Genomic DNA, 19,596 nt, shown 5'->3' on the forward strand with positions numbered 1-19,596 from the left:
CTGGCCGGCGCGGTGGAGGGCCTGGCCGGCGCGGCCCTGCTCACCGACGGCGCCGAGCGGGCCGCGCTGCTGCTCGGCGTCGCGGTCGCACTGCGGGGCACCGCGCTCACCGGCGACCCGGACGTGGCCCGGGTCGCCGCAGCCGCCCGCGACCTCGCCGGCGCGCAAGCGTTCGCGCAGGCCTACGCGCGCGGCGCCGCGATGACCCCCGACCAGGCCCTGGCCACCCTCCACCCCGACCGCTGACGGGGACTCGCGGGATCGGGCGACTTGACGGAAGCCTGACAGCCGGCCCAAGGGCTGTCAGCGAACCGACAGCGAACCGACAACGCGCCCGGCGAGCCTTCTGGCCATGAACGGCATGAAGAACACCACGGTCCTCATCTCCGGCGCGAGCATCGCCGGCCCGGCCCTCGCCCTGTGGCTCGCCCGCTACGGCTGCACGGTCACCGTCGTCGAGAAGGCGGCCACCCCGCGGCCCGGCGGCCAGGCCGTGGACTTCAAGGGCGCCACCCACCGCACCGTTCTCGAGCGCATGGGCATCCTCGACGAGGTGCGCCGGCGCCAGACCGGCGGCCACGACCAGACCGTCATCGACGCCGACGAGAAGCCTCTCGCGGTCATCCCCGGCGAGTTCACCGGCGGCGAGCTCGAGATCCGCCGCGGCGACCTGGCCGAGCTCCTGTACGAGCGCACCAAGGACACCTGCGAGTACGTCTTCGGCGACTCGATCACCTCGCTCACCGAGACCGCGAGCGGCGTGCACGTCACGTTCGAGCGCGGCGCCCCGCGCACCTTCGACCTCGTCGTCGGCGCCGACGGCATCCACTCGAACGTCCGCCGCCTCGCGTTCGGCCCGGAGAGCGACTACGTCCGCCACCTCGGCTACTACTACGCGCTCGCCGACCTGGGCGGGACCGACGGCGACAACGACGGCGCCGCGGTCATGTACAACGAGCCCGGCCGCATGGCCGCGGTCGGCGGCCCCAAGGCACCGGCGTTCTTCGTCTTCGCCTCCGAGCCGCTCAGCTACGACCGCTACGACCCCGAGCAGCAGAAGAAGCTCCTCATGGCGGCCTACAAGGGCGGCGGCTGGCGGCTGCCCGAGCTGATGGCCACGGTCCCGCGGGCGAGCGACATCTACCTCGACTCGCTGAGCCGGGTCGTCGTCGACCGCTACGCCACCGGCCGGGTCGTGCTCCTCGGCGACGCCGCGTACGGCAACACGCTCGGCGGCTTCGGCACCGGCCTCGCCATCGTCGGCGCCTACGTCCTGGCAGGCGAGCTGCGCGCGGCCGGCGGCGACCACCGCGTCGCGTTCCGGCAGTACGAGGAGAAGTTCCGCGGCTACGCCAAGATCTCGAAGCAGGGCAGTGCGGGCCCGTTCCTCGCCCCGCCGACCAGGCTGAGGATGCGCCTGCGGAACTGGACCTTCACGTCACGCTTCCTGCTGCGCCTCATGCTGAGGCTCACCGACAGGTTCGCGACCGACATCGACCTCGAGGACTACCGGTTCTGAGCCGGCCTACGCGGGCACAGACCGAGCCGACCGGTGCCCTCACCGGTCGGTTCGGCGTCCACCTGCCGTGGCTAGTGTCGCGTGATCCTGTTCCTTTGCGTCCGCTGTGGATCCACGTGGTTCCTGGCAAGGCGGAGGAAAGCCGCTCGTACTGGATGTACTTGGGCGTTTCTCCAACGTCGTAACACAGACAGGGGCCGCTGTTGGCCGCAGCGGCGTAAAGGTTTCAGGGTCACGCGACACTAGGTGTCCAGCAGCCGCGCCATCTGCCGGACCTGCGCCGTGCGGGACTCGACGATCCGCGACGCCAGCTCCCTGGCCTGTGGGTCCTTGCCGTCGCCGGTCTCCATGCGGGCCAGTTCCACCGCACCGTGCTGGTGGCCGGTGAACAGGTTCAGGAACGTCCGGTCGAACGCCGCGGCCGGGGTGTCGGCAAGGGACGCCACCACCGCCGGGTCGGTCATCCTCATCCCGCCGTGGCCGGCGTGCGCGTGCGCGTCGGGATCGGCCTCGATCGGCTGGTTCCAGGCGCGCAGCCAGGCCGTCATGTCCTCGACCTCGTCGGTCTGGGTGGCCACGACCGCCGCGGCGAGGTCGCGGACCTCGACAGCGGCCGCCCGGGTCTGCGCCAACCGCGCCATCCGCACGCCCTGCTCGTGATGCGGGACCATCATCTGCAGGAACATCACGTCGGTGTCGTTGAAGTTGCCGGGAAGCGGCGGCGCGCTCTCGACCGTGCCGGTGGTCGCGGTGACCGGGGTGCCGCAGCCCGCGAGCAACAGCACGGCGGCAACCAGCAGGAGACGCTTCATGAGCACCCTCCCGTCTGCCGGCCTGGTTACCGGCCGACCCGCTGGGGAAACCACGGGCCGGCCGGCTCGTCCTACAGGGCCTGCCACAGCGCCGGGGTGCTCGAGGGCTCCCAGCCGGGCAGCGCGGTGTGGCTCTGCAGGCAGCGGTAGGACTGCCCGCCGTAGGTCACCTGCGCGCCGACCGCGTAGGCGGTGCCGGCCGCCCACGTGCCACCGTCCGGCGGTGGGTCGGTGGGTGGCGGGTCCGTCGGCGGCGGGTCGGTCGGCGGCGGGTCTCCGCCTCCGCCACCGATCTGGAGGTCGACGCACGAGTAGAACGCGTTGACCGTGTCGCCGACGTTCCAGACCGCCAGCAGCTTCTGCCGGCCCGACGCGCTGCCGAGGTCCACCGTGTGCGACAGCGTCGGCGGCGGCTGCTGGTTGTTGAGCGGGAACACGGCCACCCGGGTGTTGCCGAGGAAGTACTCGAAGTTCTGGGTGGCGTGCCGCGCGGTGAACGTCCAGGTGAACGTCACCGTGCTGCCGACCGACGTGGCCCGCCAGGGCTTGCTGTCGTCGTTGAGCTCGGCGAACCGGTCGACCCCGCCGTTGCAGCTGCGCAGCCCCTTGGGGCCTTCCACGCTCTGCGGCTCGTACTTGATGTCACCGCAGGACACGGTTCCTTGCGCGCACTGCGCCTGCCGGCTCGGCGGCGTCGAGATGTAGCCGTGCGCGCTGGCCGTGGCCGCCGGCAGGATCACCAGGCTCAGCGGGGCGAGGCCGACGGCGGCCGCGAGCACGGCCATTCTTCGTTTCAGACTCATGTCATCTCCCGGGATGCAGGGAAAACTCCGGAGATGTGGTCCAGACCACATCTATGGTCTAGACCATATTTCCTCCGTAGTCAAGCGGTCGCAGGGCGTCATAGCCGACAAACCCGCCACCAGCCCGACCGCGTCGCCCCCACCGTCGCCGTGCCGACCCCCCACGTCGCCGTGTCGCCCCGCTACGTCGCCGTGTCGACCCCTCACGTCGCTGTGTCGCCCCGTGGCGACGCCGTGTCGACCCGCCACGTAGACGAGTCGTCCAGCCACGTAGACGTGTCGCCCGGTGGCGTTGCCATGCGGCGAGCCCTTCGCGGTGCCGCGCGCCCGCGCTACGCCGCACCGAGTCGGGTCAGCGACGTGAAAGGGCGACACAGCGACGTGAAGAGACGACACGACGACGTGAGGGGGTGACACGCCGACGTGAAGGGGCGACACGGGGTGCCGGTTGCCGGGTCCGGTTAGGGTGACGGGGTGACGGAGTTCAAGCTGCCGCTCTACGGCAGTGACACCGAACGCGGCGACCTCGCTCCCTGAGTCGCCCGGTCCACCTCGCACACCTCCGTCACTTCGTCCAGGGAGCACACCCATGCGCGAGCTCATCCACGCCCTGCCCAAGGTCGAGCTGCACGTCCACCTCGTCGGGTCGGCCGGCGTCGACACCGTCCTGGCGCTGGCCCGGCGCCACCCCGAGGCCGGCGTGCCCACCGACCGCGCCGAGCTGACGCGGTTCTACACCTTCCGCGACTTCGACCACTTCCGCACGGTGTACTGGGCGGTCCAGTCGATGATGCGCGACCGGCACGACATCGCCATGCTGGTCACCGGCCTCGCGGCCGAGCTGGCGCGGCAGAACGTCCGCTACGCCGAGGTGACCGTCACCCCGTACAACCACATCGTCGACGGCATGCCGGGCGACGAGCTGCTGGCCGGGCTCACCACCGGGCGCGCCACGGCCGCCGCCCGGCACGGCGTCGACCTCGCGTGGATCTTCGACATCCCCGGCGAGAAGGGGGTGACGGCCGGCCGGGAGACGCTGGTGTTCGCCTTGCGGAACCGGCCGGCCGGGCTCGTCGGCCTCGGCCTCGGCGGGCCGGAGATCGGCGTCGGCCGGGCGCGGTTCGCGCCGTTCTTCACCGCGGCGCGGGAGGCCGGCCTGCGCAGTGTGCCGCACGCGGGCGAGACCACCGGCCCGGCCACGGTGTGGTCGGCGGTGCACGACCTGGGCGCGGAGCGGATCGGCCACGGCACGTCGGCCACGGCGGACCCGGCGCTGCTGGCCTACCTTGCCGAGCACCGCATCCCGGTCGAGGTGTGCCCGACGTCCAACGTGCGCACCCGGCAGGTGGCGTCCATCGCGGCGCATCCCGTGCGCCGCATGCTCGACCACGGCCTGGTGGTCACCCTCAACACCGACGACCCACCGATGTTCGGCACCACCCTGGAGGGCGAGTACCTGGCGGTGGCCGAAACCCTCGGCCTCACCAAGGCCGAGGTGACCCAGCTGGCCCGCAACGCGGTGCACGCCTCGTTCCTCGACGACGCGCGAAAGTCCGTGCTGCTCAAGGAGATCGACGCGATCGGTCGGTGACGGACAGCGCCCGGTCGGCAGGTGCCGGCCGGGCGCCGCGTACCCCGGTCAGTGCAAGGGGATCCGCACGACCGAACCGGTGCCGGCGCACGTGCCGCAGTTCGACACATAGGCCGACCGGCCCTTGATCGCGAGGCCGCCCGGGGCGGTGAGGCCCGCGCTCGCCACGATCTTCTGGGAGCCGCCCCGGCCCACCCTGATCAGCGCGCCGGTCGGGTCACCCGACAGCAGGCCGTTGTGCGCGATCTCGAGCACGTACAGCTTGCCGTCCGGCCCGAAGGCGATGTCGATGATGTTGGTGAAGCCGCTCGCGTACACCGTCGGCGCCTTGCCCGGCACCACTCGGAAAACGCGGGCCGACCCGGGCTGGAACGGGAACCCGGTCAGCGTGCCGACGTAGTACGCCCCGTCCGGACCGCGCACGACCGAGGTCGGGACGGCCTGGCTCGGGATCTTCGTGCCCGGCGGCAGTCCGAGGAACGGCGGCGCGTCGACCATCTGGTCCGGGAAGACCGCGACCGTCGACACTCTGCCGCGCGAGGACACCCGCACGAGTGAGTTGCCGCCGGCGTCGGCCACGATCCGGCCGTCGCCGGTCGCCAGCACCGACTGCGGGTTGCCGTCCGGCAGCCCGCCGTCCGGGTTGGCCTCGGCCTCGAAGCCGGCGACGTCGGCGACCTGCCGCCAGCCGCCGTGCCTCTTGTCGCGCAGCAGCCAGCCGGACGCCTGCTGGCCGACCCGCGGCAGGTTCGCGCGGATCGCGGGATCGGCGCCGAGCCCGACCGTGAAGTACCGGTCGCCGTGCCGGACGGACACATCGGACGGTCCGATGGCGTTGAGGCCGCCCGCCTCCGCGATCGAGGGCAGGCCCTTCACGACCCGGTACGCCCGGCCGTGGCTGATCTTGCTGATGGCGCCGCTCGTGCCGAAGCACACCTCGGGGCCCTCCGGTCCCGGGAAGCACGGCGCGGGGCCACCGCGGCCGGCCGCGGCCACGTAGAGTGACCGTCCGGGCCGATCGTGAGACCACGTGGATTGTCGAGTCCACCCACGACAGTCGTCATCCCGGAATGCGCCTGGGCCACGCCGGGCGTGACCAGGACGGAACACACCGTGCCGACCGCGACGAGACCCGCGGCAAGTCGAGAACGCTTGGCACGCATAGGCATACCTTTCATCGAACAACCCCCATGACTGCAAACTCCACAAAGGAGCTCAATAGGGGGTCGAGGGCATGCCTTATGTCGTTGCGGGGCGTTCACCATTTCATTTTCGCCGGATGCAACACCATCCGGCGAATTTCGGTTCGCGAGCGCGTGGTCACCCGGTGGTGACCGTCAGTGAAGCAGGCCGCGCACGAACGCCGCCTGACCGGCGTGCTGCAGGTCGTCGGAGACGACGCTCACCAGCCGCACGCCCAGCGTCACCGGCGGATCCCAGTTCCGGTCGACGACGCGGGTGAGGTCGGCGTCGACGAGGCCCTTGACGTAGGCGACGGTCCGCTCGTGCACGGCGTCGTGGTAGCCGGCGAGGAGGTCGGCCTCGACCCGCACCTCGGCGACGTCGGCCGAGCTGTGCCCGTAGCCGGTGTCGCCCGTGTCGAAGGACAGGCCGAACCGCTCGGCCCAGCCGTCGGCCGTCCATGCCTGCTCGGTGCCGGCGACGTCGGCGATGTGGTCGTCCTGGATCCGGGTCAGGTGCCACACGAGCCAGGCGATCGAGTTGGCCTCCCCGCCGACCCGGTGGGTGAGCTCGTCGGCGGACAGGCCGCCGACCACCCGGTGGACAATGCCGTGGATCCGGCCGAACGCGTCGGTGAGCAGCTCCGCAGTCGTCACCCGCCCGACGCTACGCCGCCCGTGGGAGGCGGCGCGGGGAAGCGCCGGATCCAGGCCCGCTGCCAGGGCGTCTCGACGGCCCGCGGGTGGTAGTTCGCCCGCGCCCACGGGACGGCCTCGGCCGCGGAAACCCCGGCGAGCACGGCGAGGCAGGCGAGGACCGTGCCGGTCCGCCCCACCCCGCCATCGCACGCGACCTCGACCCGCTCGCCCCCGCGGGCCCGCTCGTGCGCGGATCTGCTCGACGGCCCGGCCCCGGTGGACCGGCAGCAGGAAGTCCGGCCAGTCGATCCACCGCTGCGGCCACGCCAGGTCCGGCCCGTGCCGCAGCCAGAGCCGCCTGGAGCCCAGGTACAGCCCGAAGTCGGGCGCCGGCCCTTGCGGAGCCGGGTCGCGCAGGCCCCGCCCCCGGACCCAGGCGCCGTCGGGCAGCCGGATGGCCCCGTCCAGTCGGGTGGTCGTCATGCCGCCCAGCATGCCCGCGGCGCCACCACGGGCGCGAGCGGTTCAGCTCGCAGCGATCACCACTGTGCACTTCCCCATTCGCCTTTTGCACCCGGCCCGCACCAACCACGTCCACACCGCACTGCCGATGCCTTTTGTCGGTGGCACTTGGTAGAACAGCGGCATGAACGTCCGCGAGGCCCATCCCGCTGAGCACGACGAGATCCGTGCGCTGCTCACCACCGCCTACGGGCAGTACGCCGGCGAGATGCCGGCCGCCCTGTTCGAGCATTACGTGCACGATCTCGTCGACATCGACGTGTCGGCGGGCCGGGCCAGCACGCTGGTCGCGCTCGCCGACGACCGGATCGTCGGCACCGCCCGCTACTACCCTGCCGGCAAGGTCGAGGAGGTGCCCTTACCCGAGAACTGGGCGTGGGTCCGGGGGGTGGCCGTGCACCCGCCGGCCCGGCGGGACGGCGTCGCCCGCGCGCTCATGGCCCACTGCACCCGTCTCGCCTCGGGCGCGGCCGCGGCGCTGAGCCTGCACACGTTCGGCTTCATGCCCGACGCGATCCGGCTGTACGAGCACCTCGGCTACCAGCGTGCGCCGGATTGGGACATATCGGTGTCCGACCACTACGCCGTCGGCGGTGACCTGGTGGCGCTCACCTACCGGCTGGACCTGTTATCCGCGTCCTGAGTGGACCTCACCGGCGGACCACCGGTGAACTGCGCACCCTCGGCGACTGGATACCGGCCGGCCGATATCCGGACGGGTCGACATCCACTGCCCCGACACACCCGATTCGGGGACGCGCGGAAAAGTCTCCCCACGGCGAGGTCGAGTACGATCGCACACATCGTCGGGGCCATGGGCGCGACGCCACAGTCACGAATTGATTTCCTCGAACGAGAGATTCACCATTTCGCAAGTTGAGTTCGCAGATCAACTCATGACATGACGGGCTCCCGTGGGATACGGTGCGCACTAACAAACCACCTGGTCTGCATGCATCACCACCGTAACGGGAGCACAACCATGGCACAGAAGGTACTTGTCCAGCTCATTGACGACCTGGACGGCACGAGCTCGGACGACGTCACCACTGTCCAGTTCGGGCTGGATGGAGTGACATATGAGATCGATCTCACCGAATCCAACGCAGATCGGCTTCGCGACGTCCTGGCTGACTACGTCGGCTCGGCCCGCCGGACGGGCGGTCGGGTGAGGCGTGGCGGGCGGCCGGGCGGCACAGGCGGCGCGGCCAACAACGACGCCGGCCAGATTCGGGAATGGGCCCAGGCTAACGGCATCGAGCTGGCCGCGCGCGGCCGCATTCCCTCGCACGTGGCCGAGTCCTACCGCCAGGCTCAGGCCGACGAGAAGACGAAGGCGACCACCAACGGCGCGCCGAAGCGGCGTTCCCGCGCGAAGAAGAGCTGAATTCTTCTCAGTCAGGAAGAAAGGGCAGGTCGATGACCCCCACCGACGGCGGTCGCGCGGTTACCAGATGTGGCGGCCGGAATCCTTGACGGCCGCCACACACCGCTTCCGCTCGGTCACCACTCTGACCACATCGTGCGACCGACCACATCGTGCGACGAATCCCCACGGAACACCGGTCACCGCGGGGCGGGTGGCCTCGACCCGGTCGCGGTCGGTGGGCACGGTGTGAACGTCAGCCGGATGCGGTGGTCGAGGCGCACGCACTCCGGCCGTCGCCAGTAGCGCAGGAGATCGTGCTCGGCGTAGGCGAACGGCTCCGCGTCGATGTCCGCCCGCCATGCCGCGAACAGCGCCATGAGCTGCGCAAACTCTCCCTCCGTACCCTCCACGACACGATACGTCGTGGAACCGGGCACCGTTGTTACTCGCGAGTTGTCGGCAGTTGCCGATCGGCCATTCGGACCCTTTGTCCCCGACTACGTCGCGACCCGCCGCAGTCGGCGGATACAAAGGGACGGGAGGACCAACGGGAGGACCAACCGTGGCCAAGCGGCCGGGCGGCCTCGTTCTCGGGGCCGCCGTGCTCGCCCTCGTCGTCGCCAACGCCGGCGAGGAGCAGGACGCCGCGCCCGGCACGACCACCCCGGCATCGGCGAGCGGCCTGCCCGCGAGCCAGGCGGCGGCCCAGCGCGGCGACCTCGTCGCCGCGTCCCAGGCCATGGGCATGCAGGCCGGCCCGAGCGGGCGCCGCCGCGACACCGACTGCGCCGCCAACGCCCACGGGCAGGTGCGCGACTACCTGCTTCGCACCCCGTGCCGGACGCTGGACCGGCTGCTGTTCACCATCCGCGACTCGCGCGGCGGCACCATCGCGGTCGCCGTCGCCTGGGTCGACTTCCCCACCCCGGCGCAGGCGAGCGAGTTCCGGCGCATCGACGACATCTGGGGCACCGGCCAGATCAACCCGCTGCCCGGCGCGACCGCCGGCATCCCGGACGTCCGGTTGTCCGGCCAGCACTACCGCTCCCGCCGGCAGGGCACGCTCGCCGTGGTGGCCGAGGCCGAGCCGGTGACCGGCCGGCAGAGCGACGCCCTCCTCGACCAGATCGCCGGGGTGGCCGTGCTGCTGCCGCACGTGGCCCCACCGTCGGGGAAGTAGCGCGGTGGTCGACCCGCGCACGTTCTACGGCGACCTCGCGGGCGACTACCACCTGATGTTCCGCGACTGGTGGGCGAGTGCCCAGCACCAGGGTGACGTGCTCGGCGAGCTGTTGCGCCGGCACGGGATCCACCCGCCGGCCCGGGTGGCGGACTGCACCTGCGGCATCGGCACCCAAGCACTTCCCCTTGCCGCCCAAGGGTTCCGGGTGGCCGGCTCGGACCTCAGCGCGGCGGCCGTCGCGCGGGCCCGGACCGAGGCCCGCGACCGCGGCATCGAGCTCGCCCTGTCGGTGGCCGACGTCCGCGCGCTCCCGCCCGCGGACCGGCCGTTCGACGCGGTCGTCTCGTGCGACAACTCGCTGCCGCACCTGCTCACCGACGCCGACCTCGCCGCGGCGCTGCGCTCGATCCGCGGCCTGCTCGACCCGGGTGGGCTGTTCCTGGCCAGCACCAGGGACTACGACGCGATCGTCCGCGACCAGGTGGCCGGAGTCATGCCCGCGGTGCACGACGTGGACGGCCGGCGGCGGATCGTGGGCCAGGCCTGGCAGTGGTCCGCGGACCACCGGACCGTCGAGATCCACGTGTTCTGCCTGCGCCGCGAAGGTCCGGAGTGGGCGGCGGCGGTCCGCTCGACCACCTACCGGGCACTGCTGCGCGACGAGCTCACCGCCGCGCTGTCGACAGCCGGCTTCGCGGACGTCCGATGGCTCTTTCCCGATGAGTCCGGCTACTACCAACCCGTCGTCGTCGCCCAGGCGCGGTGAGAGCCCGTAGAGGGAGCAGTGCGCGGAGGCCGGCGGGACACTCCGCCGACCTCCGTGGTTTCACCGGTGTCCGTATCTCCGGGCGACGCACTCCCGCGCCCGGCGCACTCCGGCTACTTGTCGCCCTGCAGCCGATCCTTGGCGTCGTCCATCGTGCCCGCCGCCTTGTCCCGCAGGTCGTGCCCGGCTTCCTTGGCCTCGCCGCTCAGCTGGTCGCGCTTGCCGGCGTCCTCCAGGTCCTCGTCGTCGGTCGCGTGGCCGAGGCGCTCCTTGGCCTCGCCGACCAGCTGTTCGGCCTTGTCCTTGGCCTTGTCGAAAATGCCCATCCCGCTCTCCTCTCCCCTGCCGGACCCCGCTGGGTCCCGCCTGACGCCCTGGCTGCCCGGTCCTGGACCAGGCCAAACCTGCCCGAGCCGATATCACCCGGGTGATAACCGCGCGGCGGTGGTCGAGACCGGCCACGAGGTCCATCTCACAGGTCCGTCACGGCGGCACCGCGACCGCCGACAACCGGGGGCCGCCACGGTAGGAGGGAGCCGGCGGGACGCCGACCGTGCTGGTCGTGGCCCGGCGGACCGCCACGCTGCCGGCGGTGCTCGTGCTTACCCAGGTCCCGGGGCCCACGAGCCCAGACCGTGCACCGCGTGCCGCGTGCCGTGCACGCCGCGGCCAGCGCACCGGCGAACTCGGACGGCTCGTGCACCACCAGGTCCGGGCGCCAGTGCGTCGCCAGTGGGACCAGGACGTTCCATGGGCCCGCGACGGTGCGCCGAACCGGTACGGGCTACCTAGTGTCCAGGCCGGAGCGGGTAGGTAACGCGGTACTGTCGTGGCGTGGTGACGAGGAGTGAGCTGGGGCTGCGGCTGCGCGTTGCGCTGGCCGTATTGCTGCCCGCACTCTTCGTGGTGCTGCCCGCGGCCGGCTCGGTCGGCCCGCTGGGCGCCCTCACCGCGGGTCTCGCCGTCGCCGCGGGGCTCGCCACCGCCTGCGTGGTGCTCGTGCACCTCGTGCCCGGTGCGGCGCCCGCGCGGGTGCGCACCGGCAGGCTGCGGGAGTACGCGTGGCAGGCCGCGTTCCTGCGGCTGCGCGACCCGGACGCGCCGGGCCGCACCCGACCGCGAGCACCGACAGCACGCAGCACGGCTGCGTGACCCGACCGGCCTGACGCCGGTTTCCCTCGGCATGCAGCCGTTTCCGTATGTCCACATTCACCTCATGGCATTTCGGAGTGCTGCATGTTCGACTTCCTGCTCTACCCTGTCTCGGCCATCCTCTGGTTCTGGCACACCGCCTTCGCCGGCCCGCTCGGGCCGGACAGCGGGCTCGCCTGGACGCTCGCGGTGGTGTTCCTGGTGTTCACCGTGCGGGCGCTGCTGATCAGGCCCGCGCTCGGCCAGCTGCGGTCCGCGCGCCGCACCCGCGCGCTCGCCCCGCAGTTGGAGAAGCTCCGCACGAAGTACCGCAAGGACCGGCAGCGGCTGGCGCGCGAGACCCAGAAGCTGTACGCGGACAACGGCGTCAGCCCGCTCGGCGGCTGCCTGCCGGCGCTGCTGCAGATCCCCGTGTTCCTCAGCCTGTACTGGGTGCTGCGTGACTTCATCCCGGGCGCCACGTCGAACCACGTGTTCGACCGGGCCGGTGTGACGTCGTTCCTGAACGCGGACATCTTCGGCGCGAAGCTCGGCAACTGGATCAGCCAGCCCACGGCCGACCTGGTCGCGTTCGGCACCTCCACGGCGCACATGATCGCCGTCGGCGTGCCGCTGATGGTTCTCGCCGGGGTGGCGACGTTCCTGACGATGCGCGCGTCGCTGCGCCGGACCGAGCCGGCGAACCCGCAGGTGGCGACCGTGAGCCGGCTGATGATGTACCTGGCGCCGGTGGGCATCCTGGTGTCCGGCGCGTTCTTCCCGGTGCCGATCGCGGTGCTGCTGTACGTCCTCGCCACGAACGCGTGGACGTTCGGCCAGCAGCACGTGCTGACGGGGGTGGTCGAGCGGGAGGCGACACGGCGCCCGCACGGGCCCTGACAGGGACTCGCGGGTTCCGAGTGTTGGACTCGCGGGTCCGGAACGTTGGACTCGCGGGGTCAGTAGACGGCGCGGTGCAGGGTCTGGATCAGGGTGCGGTAGCCGGTGCCCAGCCGGCCGTCGCGGGCCAGGGCGGCGCGGGCGGCGTTCGCGCCGGCCGCGCCGTGGACGCCGCCGCCCGGGTGGGCCGACGCGCCGGCCAGGTACAGCCGGTCCACCGGGGTGTCGGCGCGGCCGAGGCCCGGGACCGGGCGGAACACCAGCTGCTGGTGGATCGCCGACGTGCCGGCGTTGATCGCGCCCTCGACCAGGCTCGGGTTGTGTGCCCGCAGCTCGGCCGGTCCGGCGACGGCCCGGCCCACGATCCGGTCCCGGAACCCGGGCGCGTGGGCCTCGACGACCTGCTCGACCCGGTCCGCGCGGCGCCGCAGCCGGGTCTGCGACCACTGCTCGCCGCGCGGTACATGGGTGTACGCCCACACCGACTCGGTGCCGGCGGGCGACCGCGTCGGGTCCGCGGTGGTCATCTGGCCCAGCAGCAGGAACGGCGTGCGCGGCACCCGGCCGCACGCCAGGTCGGTGGCGACCCCGGACAGCCCGTCGAGGTCGGCGCCGAGATGCACGGTGCCGGCCTCGCCGACCGCCGGAGCCGCCCACGGGATCGGGCCGGACAGCGCCCAGTCGACCTTGACCGTGCCGTCGTCCCAGTGGAAGTTCGCCAGGTCCGCCACGAGCCGCGCCGGCAGGTGCGACTCGCCGACCAGGTCGCGGTACAGCACCGGCGCGGGCACGTCGGCGAGCACCGCGCGGCGCGCCCGGACCGCCTCCCCGAACGCGTCCCGCACACCCACCGCCCGCCCGCCGGCGACCAGCACGCCGGTGACCGGCCGGCCGCAGTCGACCCGACCGTCCCGCGCGGACAGCCTGCGCACGAGCGCGTCGGTGATCCGGCCGGCGCCGCCCTCGGGCACCGGGAAGCCGACCTCCTGGCCGAGCATGGCCAGGAGCCACCCGAAGACCCCGCTGCCGGCGTTGTCCGGCCCGAGGTCGGTGTGCATGGCGCTGCCGGCGAGCAGGACCCGCGCGCCGTCGCCGGCGAACCGCTCGCGGCCGTAGGTACGCACCGGCAGCGTCAGCATCCTGACCAGCCGCAGCGCCTCCCCCGCACCCAGCGACCGCAGCAGCCGCGCGCCGGCCCGCACCGGCGGGAAGGGGCGCAGGAGCGCGTCGAGCAGGTCGTCGCGGACCCGCTGCCAGTACGCGAACTCCGCGCGCCACGCGTCGGCGTCCGACTCGGCGAAGGTGGCCACCGAGGCGGCCGTGCCGTCGAGGTCCCGCGACATGCGCACGTGCCGGCCGTCCGGGAAGACGTGCGCGAGCACGGCGGGCGCGTGCCGCCAGCGCAGGCCGTAGCGCTCGAGCTCCAGGTCGAGGATGGCCGGCGACGCGGCGGCGAGCGGGTAGAACGCGCTGCAGAGGTCGCTCAGGTAGCCGGGCGCGGTGATCTCCGCGGACCGGACCGAGCCGCCCGGCTCGTCGGCCGCCTCGAGCACGAGCACCCGCCAGCCGGCGTCGGCCAGCACGTTGGCCGCGACCAGGCCGTTGTGCCCGGCCCCGATGACCACCGCATCCACATCGGACCCATCCACGCCTCCAACGTACGGCGTGGCCGCTGGTCCGGGGTGGCAGGCTGGTGGGCGTGGGACTGCAGAAGTGGCTGTCGGCCAGGGTTGGTGACATGCAGGCCGCCGACCCGTACCGGCCACCGCTGCCGGCCGAGCTCGAAGCCGGGGTGCTGGGGTTGCGCGCGGTGCTGGCCGGCGAGGCGACGGACTCGTTGGCGGCACTCGGTTTCACGGTGTCGCCCGGCGTGGGCGACGGCCGGCCGTACACGCTTGTCGCCGACGGGGCGGACACCGAGCGGTCCTGGGGCGCGGTCGTCCTCCCCGACGGCGCGCCGCGGCTGGTCGTGGAGGTGCCGCATCCCAAGTCGGACCTGCGGACCGCGCAGCTGGGGCTCGAGCTGTTCCGCGCCGTGCCCGGGTCGGCGCTGCTGTTGGCCGGGGCGCACCGGCACGCGGGCGGGGGCGCGGCCGACGTGGCGCACCGGACCGACTCGATGTTCCACGTGTGGGCCGCGGCGCTGGCCGCGCCGGAGGTGCAGGTCCACGGCTACGCGGCGGCGAGCCTGCCCGGGGTGGACGCGGTGGCCTCCGCCGGCGCCGGCTCGGTCACGCCCGCGCACGAGGCGTTGCGCGATGCCTTGGTGGCACAAGGTTTCCGGGTCTGCGCCGGGTGGGTCGACGCGGGTGGGGAGCTCGAGGGGACGACCAACGTGCAGGGCATCGCGGCCACCGAGCGCGGGACGCCGTTCCTCCACCTCGAGCTGGCGCCGGCCCTGCGCACCGACCCGGCCGGCCGCGCGGCGGCGGTCGCGGCGATCGCCGGGACGTGGCCGTAGAAACTCGGTCGCGGGCCGGCGGGCGGCGTCCGCACACTGGGCCGCATGGGTCGAACGGTCAGCGCGGTGGTCACCTGCGGGCGGAAGCGCCTCGGCGCCCTCGGGCCGTTCACTGTGGACAGTGCATGGTGGGCGGAGGTCGGCCAGGTCGTCGCGGTCCTGCGGCGCGAGCTCGGCGTTCCGGTGCTCGTCCTGCGGCTGCTGCACGTCGACGGCGGCGAGGGCGGCCGGGACGGGCACGTCACCTACCACGTCGAGGCCGAGCGCCCGACCCGCCGCCTCGAGCCGTACCCCGGCGACCTTCTTTCACCGCACCGGTTCCGCTCGCCCTGGGCCACCGCCGAAGGGCTCCGCGAGTTGCTCAGCTGGGCCCGCACGGAGCTCGCCGCGCGGGGCCGGCCGGTGACCGGTGCCGTCGAGCAGCACCGGACCTGGAACCTCGCCGGCCTCTTCCGTCTCCCCACCGGCGAGGGGCCCGTCTGGCTCAAGTCCACCCCGCACTTCGCCACCGACGAGCCCGCGGTCATCGCCGCCTTCGCCCGGCACGACCCCACGCTCGTCCCGACGGTGCTGGCCGCCGGCGACCACCGGATGCTCCTCGAACACCTGCCCGGCGAGGACTGCTGGCACGCCACCGAGGAGTCCGTCGCGAGCGCCGTCCACCGGTTCGTCGCCGTCCAGGCCACGCTCGCCGGCGCGCGGCTCCCTCTGCCGGACCGACGCCGCGCCGCCGATCAGGTACGGGCACTCCTCGACGGCCCGGTCGACGGTGACCTCACCGCCGACGAGCGCGCGCGAGCCCGCCTGCTCACCGACCGCTGGGCAGAGCTCGACGACTGCGGTCTCCCGGACACGGTGGTGCACGGCGACTTCCACCCCGGCAACTGGCGCGCGACCCCCGGCGGCCCGCCGGTCGTCCTGGACTTCGCCGACGCGCACCTCGGCAACCCCGTGCTCGACGGCCTGCGCGCCGGCGACTACCTCGCCGCGCCGACCCGCCCGGCCGCCGCCCGCGCGTGGGTCGACGCCTGGACCGAACACCGGCCCGGCGCGCGACCTCGGCGCGCGCTCCGGGTGGCCGAGCCGCTCGCCCACCTCGGCTACGCCGTCCGGTACCAGGAGTTCCTCGACGGCATCGAACCCAGCGAGCGCGTCTACCACCGCGGCGACCCGACGAGCGTCATCCGCGCGGCTCTCCGCGTCGCCGCCGCCCCCAGCGCCTGGGTCGGCTAGCCGCTCTGGTCCATCAGGTGGACGCAGTTGCCGGCTGGGTCGAGGAACGACGCCGACCGGCCGCCCGGCACGTCGATGACCGCGCCCACCCAGTTGATGTCGGAGTGCGCGGCGGCGAAGTCGTCGACGCTGTCGACGGCGAAGAAGCCGCCCGCGGCCCACTCCGGGCCGTCCTCCGGCGGCACGTCCAGCATCAGCTCGACCTCGGTGCCAGGGAGCGCGAACGCCGCGGTGGTGTCGCCCTCCCGCCAGCTCTCGTCCAGGCCGAGGACGTCCCGGTAGAACGCGACGCTCGCGGAGAGGTCCTTCACGGGTTGGTACAGGAACGTCAGCTTCATGGCCGGAACATAATCGGATTACGGAATCCCGTCAACAGGTTACGTCGCTGGGCTACGCTGGTCGGCGATGGACGCGATTCCCCTGCCAGGTACGGCGAAGCGGCGGCTGGTCGACGCCGCGGTGCACCTGTTCGAGACCTCCGGCTACGACGCGGTCGCGGTCACCGAGCTGGCGGCCAAGGCCGGCGTCACCACCGGCGCGCTCTACCACCACTTCGGGTCCAAGCTCGGGCTGTACCTGGTGGTACGTCAGGAGATGGAGACCCGGCTCGTCGAGCGGACGGCCGGCGCCGCGGCGGCCGCCGGGCGCGGCCGGGCCGGCGTGCGGGCGGCACTGCTGGTCGCGTTCGACGCGGCCGTGCACTTCGGGGTCTGCCGGATCCTCGCCGAGCCCGTGGTCGCCGACCGGCCCGACCCGGTGGCCGCCGCGCTGCGGTCCCTGCTGCCGCAGCGGCACACCGCGGGCGGCGCGGTGCTGGCCGCGGCCTGGCGGGCGGCGCTGCTCGCGGTCGCCGACGGCACACCGGCCGGCACGGCCCGCGCGTCACTCGCGTACCTGCTGCCGGCCAAGGCGTGAACAAGGCATGATCGCCGGGTGGAGCGCAACTGGGCGGGAAACCTGACCTACTCGGCCACCGAGTTCGTGCGGCCGGCGAGTATCGCCGAGATCCAGCGGGTGGTGGCCGACAACCCGCGGGTGCGCGCGCTCGGTTCGCGGCACTCGTTCAACGACGTCGCCGACACCGCGGGGGTGGCCGTCTCACCGGAGGCGCTCCCACCGGACGTGGTGGTCGAGGGAAGCACGGTCACGGTCTCGGCCGGCACCCGGTACGGGGTGCTCGCGGCGGTCCTGGAGGAACGCGGCCTCGCGCTGGCGAACCTGGCGTCGCTGCCACACATCTCGGTCGGCGGCGCGGTCGCCACCGGGACCCACGGCTCGGGCGTGCGCAACGGCTGCCTGTCCACCTCGGTGGCCGCGGTCGAGCTGGTCGGCGCGGACGGGACGCTGCGCCGGACTTCCCGCGGCGACCAGGAGTTCGCCGGCAGCGTCGTCGCGCTGGGCGCGCTCGGCGTGGTGGTCCGGGTGACGCTCGATGTGCGGACGACGTTCGCCGTGCGGCAGGACGTGTACCCGGACGTGCCGTGGGCGCCGGTGCTCGCGGACCTGGACGCGGTACTTGCGTGCGGGTACAGCGTCAGCCTGTTCACGACGTGGACCGGGCCGTTGCAGGTCTGGGTGAAGTCGACGGACACGACACCGCCCGCGGACGTGTACGGCGCCTCGCCGTCACCGGTGCCGCTGCACATGATCGCCGGCGAGTCGGTCGAGGCGGTCACCGAGCAGGGCGGCGTGCCGGGCCCGTGGCTGGACCGGCTGCCGCACTTCCGGATGGGCCACAAGCCGAGCAGCGGCGAGGAGCTGCAGACGGAGTACCTGGTGCCACGCGACCGGGCCGTCGAGGCGCTCACCCGCGTGCGCGCGATGGGCGAGCGGGTGGCGCCGCTGCTGCACGTGACCGAGATCCGCACGATCGCCGCGGACGAGCTGTGGCTCTCCGGCGCCCACGGCCGCGACGCGGTGGCGGTCCACTTCACCTGGCATCTCGACCCGGCCGGTGTGTTCGCCGTACTGCCGGACATCGAGGCGGCGCTGCTGCCGCTGGGCGCGCGCCCGCACTGGGGGAAGTGCTTCACCGCCACCGCCCGGGACCTGGCCCCGCTCTATCCCAGATGGACCGACTTCGCCGAGCTGCGCCGCGAGCACGACCCGAGCGACAAGTTCGGCAACGCCTACCTGGACCGCGTGCTCGGCTGAGCTCCGGTCTCAGGCGGCGCCGCGCGCGCGGCCGCCGGGCGGTGTGACGTGCACGATCGACGAGGTGGCCACGAGGTGGACCGACTGGCGCAGGGCCTTGTGCGAGGTGCGCACGCCGACCCAGACATCGCCGCTCACCGGGTCCGACTCGAGCGGCCCGACGACCTCGCCGATACGAAAACGCTCCCCTTCCTTGTCCTGGAGGAGGAACGTGACCAGCGACCCGCGAGAGGGCCCGTTCACGTCGGACCTGGTGTCGTCCCGTTCAGCCATGACGGTCGGATACCCCCGTCGAGTGAATGTATGCGTATGACGGCGGTCACCCGTCGCCCAGCCGGCCGCGCGGCATCGGGTGGCCGGCCGTGTGGTGGTATTGCGGCATGGACCTTCGCATCATGATCGAGCCCCAGCAGGGGGCGTCCTACGACACGCAGCTGCGGCTCGCGCTGGCCGCCGAGGAGCTCGGCTTCAGCGGGTTCTTCCGGTCCGACCACTACCTGGCGATGGGTGACGCGTCCGGTCTCCCGGGCCCGACCGACGCGTGGGTGACGCTGGGTGGGCTGGCCAGGGAGACCGGCACGATCCGGCTGGGCACGATGGTGACCGCGGGGATGTTCCGGCTGCCAGGGGTGTTGGCGATCCAGGTGGCGCAGGTCGACCAGATGTCCGGCGGGCGGGTCGAGCTGGGCCTGGGCGCCGGCTGGTTCGAGGCGGAGCACACCGCGTACGGCATCCCGTTCCCCGAGCAGCGGCACGCGCGGCTGGCCGAGCAGCTCGACATCGTGACCGGCCTGTGGGCCACTCCCGTCGGCGAGACGTTCTCCTACGACGGCCGGCACTACACGCTGGCCGACTCGCCCGCGCTGCCCAAGCCCGCGCAGTCGCCGATGCCGGTCATCGTCGGCGGGATGGGCCGGACCAGGACCCCGGAGCTGGCCGCCAAGCACGCCACCGAGTTCAACACCCCGTTCGCGTCCGTGGAAGACGCCGCCGCGCAGTTCGAGCGGGTTCGCTCGGCGCTCGCGGCGGCCGGCCGGTCCCCGGGCATGGTGTTCTCGAGCGCGGTGACCGCGTGCGTGGGCAAGGACGACGCGGAGGTCGCCCGCCGGGCGGCCGCGCAGGGCCGGGAGGTCGCCGAGCTGAAGGCGAACGGCGTCGCCGGCACCCCGGCCGAGGCGGCCGAGAAGCTCCGCCGCTACGCCGGGGCCGGCGCGACGCGGGCGTACCTGCAGATCATGGACATGGCCGACCTGGACCACCTGGCCGTCATCGCGAACGAGGTGCGCCCCCAGCTCACCTGAGAATGCGAACCGCCCGGCGCGACCGCTCCTC

Annotated in this window: 24 protein-coding genes and 1 pseudogene; 14 read left to right on the forward strand and 11 right to left on the reverse strand. The window is 73.0% G+C overall.

Annotated features, from left to right (window positions below):
* Both GEV28_RS25925 and GEV28_RS25930 read left to right on the forward strand, forming a co-directional pair.
* On the forward strand, positions 1–246 hold a 246-nt coding region (locus GEV28_RS25925), incomplete at its 5' end, for a hypothetical protein (protein ID WP_291414835.1).
* Between the two features lie 115 nt (positions 247–361).
* The gene (locus GEV28_RS25930) at positions 362–1,519 is read left to right on the forward strand and encodes an FAD-dependent monooxygenase (protein WP_291414868.1); all 1,158 of its coding nucleotides are present in this window, start codon (positions 362–364) and stop codon (positions 1,517–1,519) included.
* 242 nt (positions 1,520–1,761) lie between these two features.
* On the opposite strand, the gene GEV28_RS25935 is transcribed toward GEV28_RS25930, so the two are convergent.
* Both GEV28_RS25935 and GEV28_RS25940 read right to left on the reverse strand, forming a co-directional pair.
* Positions 1,762–2,331, reverse strand: a complete 570-nt coding sequence (locus GEV28_RS25935) for a DUF305 domain-containing protein (protein ID WP_291414836.1) — start codon at positions 2,329–2,331, stop codon at positions 1,762–1,764.
* 71 nt (positions 2,332–2,402) lie between these two features.
* The gene (locus GEV28_RS25940; RefSeq protein WP_291414837.1) at positions 2,403–3,134 is read right to left on the reverse strand and encodes a lytic polysaccharide monooxygenase; all 732 of its coding nucleotides are present in this window, start codon (positions 3,132–3,134) and stop codon (positions 2,403–2,405) included.
* A 589-nt stretch (positions 3,135–3,723) separates the two neighbouring features.
* Between GEV28_RS25940 and add the strand changes: the two genes are divergently transcribed.
* Complete coding sequence (gene add, locus GEV28_RS25945) at positions 3,724–4,725, forward strand: adenosine deaminase (protein WP_291414838.1); 1,002 nt, start codon at positions 3,724–3,726, stop codon at positions 4,723–4,725.
* 48 nt (positions 4,726–4,773) lie between these two features.
* On the opposite strand, the gene GEV28_RS25950 is transcribed toward add, so the two are convergent.
* The 3 genes and pseudogenes from GEV28_RS25950 to GEV28_RS25960 form a co-directional block, all read right to left on the reverse strand.
* Positions 4,774–5,721 (reverse strand): ScyD/ScyE family protein, encoded by a 948-nt coding sequence (locus GEV28_RS25950; RefSeq protein WP_291414839.1) that lies wholly within the window; start codon positions 5,719–5,721, stop codon positions 4,774–4,776.
* Between the two features lie 341 nt (positions 5,722–6,062).
* On the reverse strand, positions 6,063–6,563 hold the full coding sequence (locus GEV28_RS25955) for a DUF664 domain-containing protein (RefSeq protein ID WP_291414840.1): 501 nt from the start codon (positions 6,561–6,563) through the stop codon (positions 6,063–6,065).
* Positions 6,560–7,028 (reverse strand): annotated as a pseudogene (locus GEV28_RS25960) (protein-tyrosine phosphatase family protein). Before GEV28_RS25960 ends, GEV28_RS25955 begins: the two are co-directional and overlap by 4 nt.
* Positions 7,029–7,191: 163 nt before the next feature.
* On the opposite strand from GEV28_RS25960, the gene GEV28_RS25965 reads away from it, so the two are divergent.
* Entirely contained in the window at positions 7,192–7,710 is a 519-nt protein-coding gene (locus GEV28_RS25965) for a GNAT family N-acetyltransferase (RefSeq protein WP_291414841.1), read from the forward strand.
* A gap of 339 nt (positions 7,711–8,049) precedes the next feature.
* Positions 8,050–8,454: an Lsr2 family protein gene (locus GEV28_RS25970; protein WP_291414842.1), complete on the forward strand. Its 405-nt coding sequence runs from the start codon at positions 8,050–8,052 to the stop codon at positions 8,452–8,454.
* A 179-nt stretch (positions 8,455–8,633) separates the two neighbouring features.
* Here GEV28_RS25970 and GEV28_RS25975 read toward each other — a convergent pair whose 3' ends face one another.
* The gene (locus GEV28_RS25975) at positions 8,634–8,813 is read right to left on the reverse strand and encodes a hypothetical protein (protein ID WP_291414843.1); all 180 of its coding nucleotides are present in this window, start codon (positions 8,811–8,813) and stop codon (positions 8,634–8,636) included.
* A gap of 185 nt (positions 8,814–8,998) precedes the next feature.
* Here GEV28_RS25975 and GEV28_RS25980 point away from each other — a divergent pair, with 185 nt between their 5' ends.
* Positions 8,999–9,616 (forward strand): hypothetical protein, encoded by a 618-nt coding sequence (locus GEV28_RS25980; protein WP_291414844.1) that lies wholly within the window; start codon positions 8,999–9,001, stop codon positions 9,614–9,616.
* 4 nt (positions 9,617–9,620) lie between these two features.
* Positions 9,621–10,385, forward strand: coding sequence for a class I SAM-dependent methyltransferase (locus GEV28_RS25985; RefSeq protein ID WP_291414845.1), 765 nt, complete (start codon positions 9,621–9,623; stop codon positions 10,383–10,385).
* A gap of 113 nt (positions 10,386–10,498) precedes the next feature.
* Here GEV28_RS25985 and GEV28_RS25990 read toward each other — a convergent pair whose 3' ends face one another.
* Both GEV28_RS25990 and GEV28_RS42545 read right to left on the reverse strand, forming a co-directional pair.
* Complete coding sequence (locus GEV28_RS25990; protein WP_291414846.1) at positions 10,499–10,711, reverse strand: CsbD family protein; 213 nt, start codon at positions 10,709–10,711, stop codon at positions 10,499–10,501.
* Positions 10,712–10,857: 146 nt separating this feature from the next.
* Positions 10,858–11,127, reverse strand: a complete 270-nt coding sequence (locus GEV28_RS42545; protein ID WP_367115190.1) for a hypothetical protein — start codon at positions 11,125–11,127, stop codon at positions 10,858–10,860.
* 92 nt (positions 11,128–11,219) lie between these two features.
* Here GEV28_RS42545 and GEV28_RS25995 point away from each other — a divergent pair, with 92 nt between their 5' ends.
* Together GEV28_RS25995 and yidC are read left to right on the forward strand one after the other, a co-directional pair.
* Positions 11,220–11,537, forward strand: a complete 318-nt coding sequence (locus tag GEV28_RS25995) for a DUF6412 domain-containing protein (RefSeq protein ID WP_291414847.1) — start codon at positions 11,220–11,222, stop codon at positions 11,535–11,537.
* A gap of 84 nt (positions 11,538–11,621) precedes the next feature.
* A complete protein-coding gene (gene yidC, locus GEV28_RS26000; RefSeq protein ID WP_291414848.1) occupies positions 11,622–12,416 on the forward strand; it encodes a membrane protein insertase YidC in 795 nt (264 codons plus the stop codon).
* A gap of 59 nt (positions 12,417–12,475) precedes the next feature.
* Here yidC and GEV28_RS26005 read toward each other — a convergent pair whose 3' ends face one another.
* Complete coding sequence (locus tag GEV28_RS26005) at positions 12,476–14,065, reverse strand: NAD(P)/FAD-dependent oxidoreductase (protein WP_291414849.1); 1,590 nt, start codon at positions 14,063–14,065, stop codon at positions 12,476–12,478.
* Positions 14,066–14,115: 50 nt separating this feature from the next.
* Between GEV28_RS26005 and GEV28_RS26010 the strand changes: the two genes are divergently transcribed.
* Together GEV28_RS26010 and GEV28_RS26015 are read left to right on the forward strand one after the other, a co-directional pair.
* Positions 14,116–14,877 (forward strand): hypothetical protein, encoded by a 762-nt coding sequence (locus tag GEV28_RS26010; RefSeq protein ID WP_291414850.1) that lies wholly within the window; start codon positions 14,116–14,118, stop codon positions 14,875–14,877.
* Positions 14,878–14,922: 45 nt separating this feature from the next.
* Positions 14,923–16,110, forward strand: coding sequence for an aminoglycoside phosphotransferase family protein (locus GEV28_RS26015; RefSeq protein WP_291414851.1), 1,188 nt, complete (start codon positions 14,923–14,925; stop codon positions 16,108–16,110).
* On the opposite strand, the gene GEV28_RS26020 is transcribed toward GEV28_RS26015, so the two are convergent.
* Positions 16,107–16,448 (reverse strand): VOC family protein, encoded by a 342-nt coding sequence (locus tag GEV28_RS26020; protein ID WP_291414852.1) that lies wholly within the window; start codon positions 16,446–16,448, stop codon positions 16,107–16,109. The two genes, GEV28_RS26015 and GEV28_RS26020, sit on opposite strands and share 4 nt — an antisense overlap.
* 67 nt (positions 16,449–16,515) lie before the next feature.
* Here GEV28_RS26020 and GEV28_RS26025 point away from each other — a divergent pair, with 67 nt between their 5' ends.
* Both GEV28_RS26025 and GEV28_RS26030 read left to right on the forward strand, forming a co-directional pair.
* The gene (locus GEV28_RS26025) at positions 16,516–17,025 is read left to right on the forward strand and encodes a TetR/AcrR family transcriptional regulator (RefSeq protein WP_291414853.1); all 510 of its coding nucleotides are present in this window, start codon (positions 16,516–16,518) and stop codon (positions 17,023–17,025) included.
* An 18-nt stretch (positions 17,026–17,043) separates the two neighbouring features.
* Positions 17,044–18,264, forward strand: a complete 1,221-nt coding sequence (locus GEV28_RS26030; RefSeq protein ID WP_291414854.1) for a D-arabinono-1,4-lactone oxidase — start codon at positions 17,044–17,046, stop codon at positions 18,262–18,264.
* 9 nt (positions 18,265–18,273) lie between these two features.
* On the opposite strand, the gene GEV28_RS26035 is transcribed toward GEV28_RS26030, so the two are convergent.
* A complete protein-coding gene (locus GEV28_RS26035; protein WP_291414855.1) occupies positions 18,274–18,537 on the reverse strand; it encodes a hypothetical protein in 264 nt (87 codons plus the stop codon).
* Between the two features lie 107 nt (positions 18,538–18,644).
* Here GEV28_RS26035 and GEV28_RS26040 point away from each other — a divergent pair, with 107 nt between their 5' ends.
* Positions 18,645–19,565 carry an LLM class F420-dependent oxidoreductase gene (locus GEV28_RS26040; protein ID WP_291414856.1) on the forward strand — a complete coding sequence of 307 codons (921 nt, stop codon included), beginning with the start codon at positions 18,645–18,647 and terminating at the stop codon, positions 19,563–19,565.
* Positions 19,566–19,596 lie beyond the last annotated feature (31 nt).

The organism is Actinophytocola sp. (assembly GCF_009379765.1).
Lineage (GTDB): Bacteria > Actinomycetota > Actinomycetes > Mycobacteriales > Pseudonocardiaceae > Actinophytocola.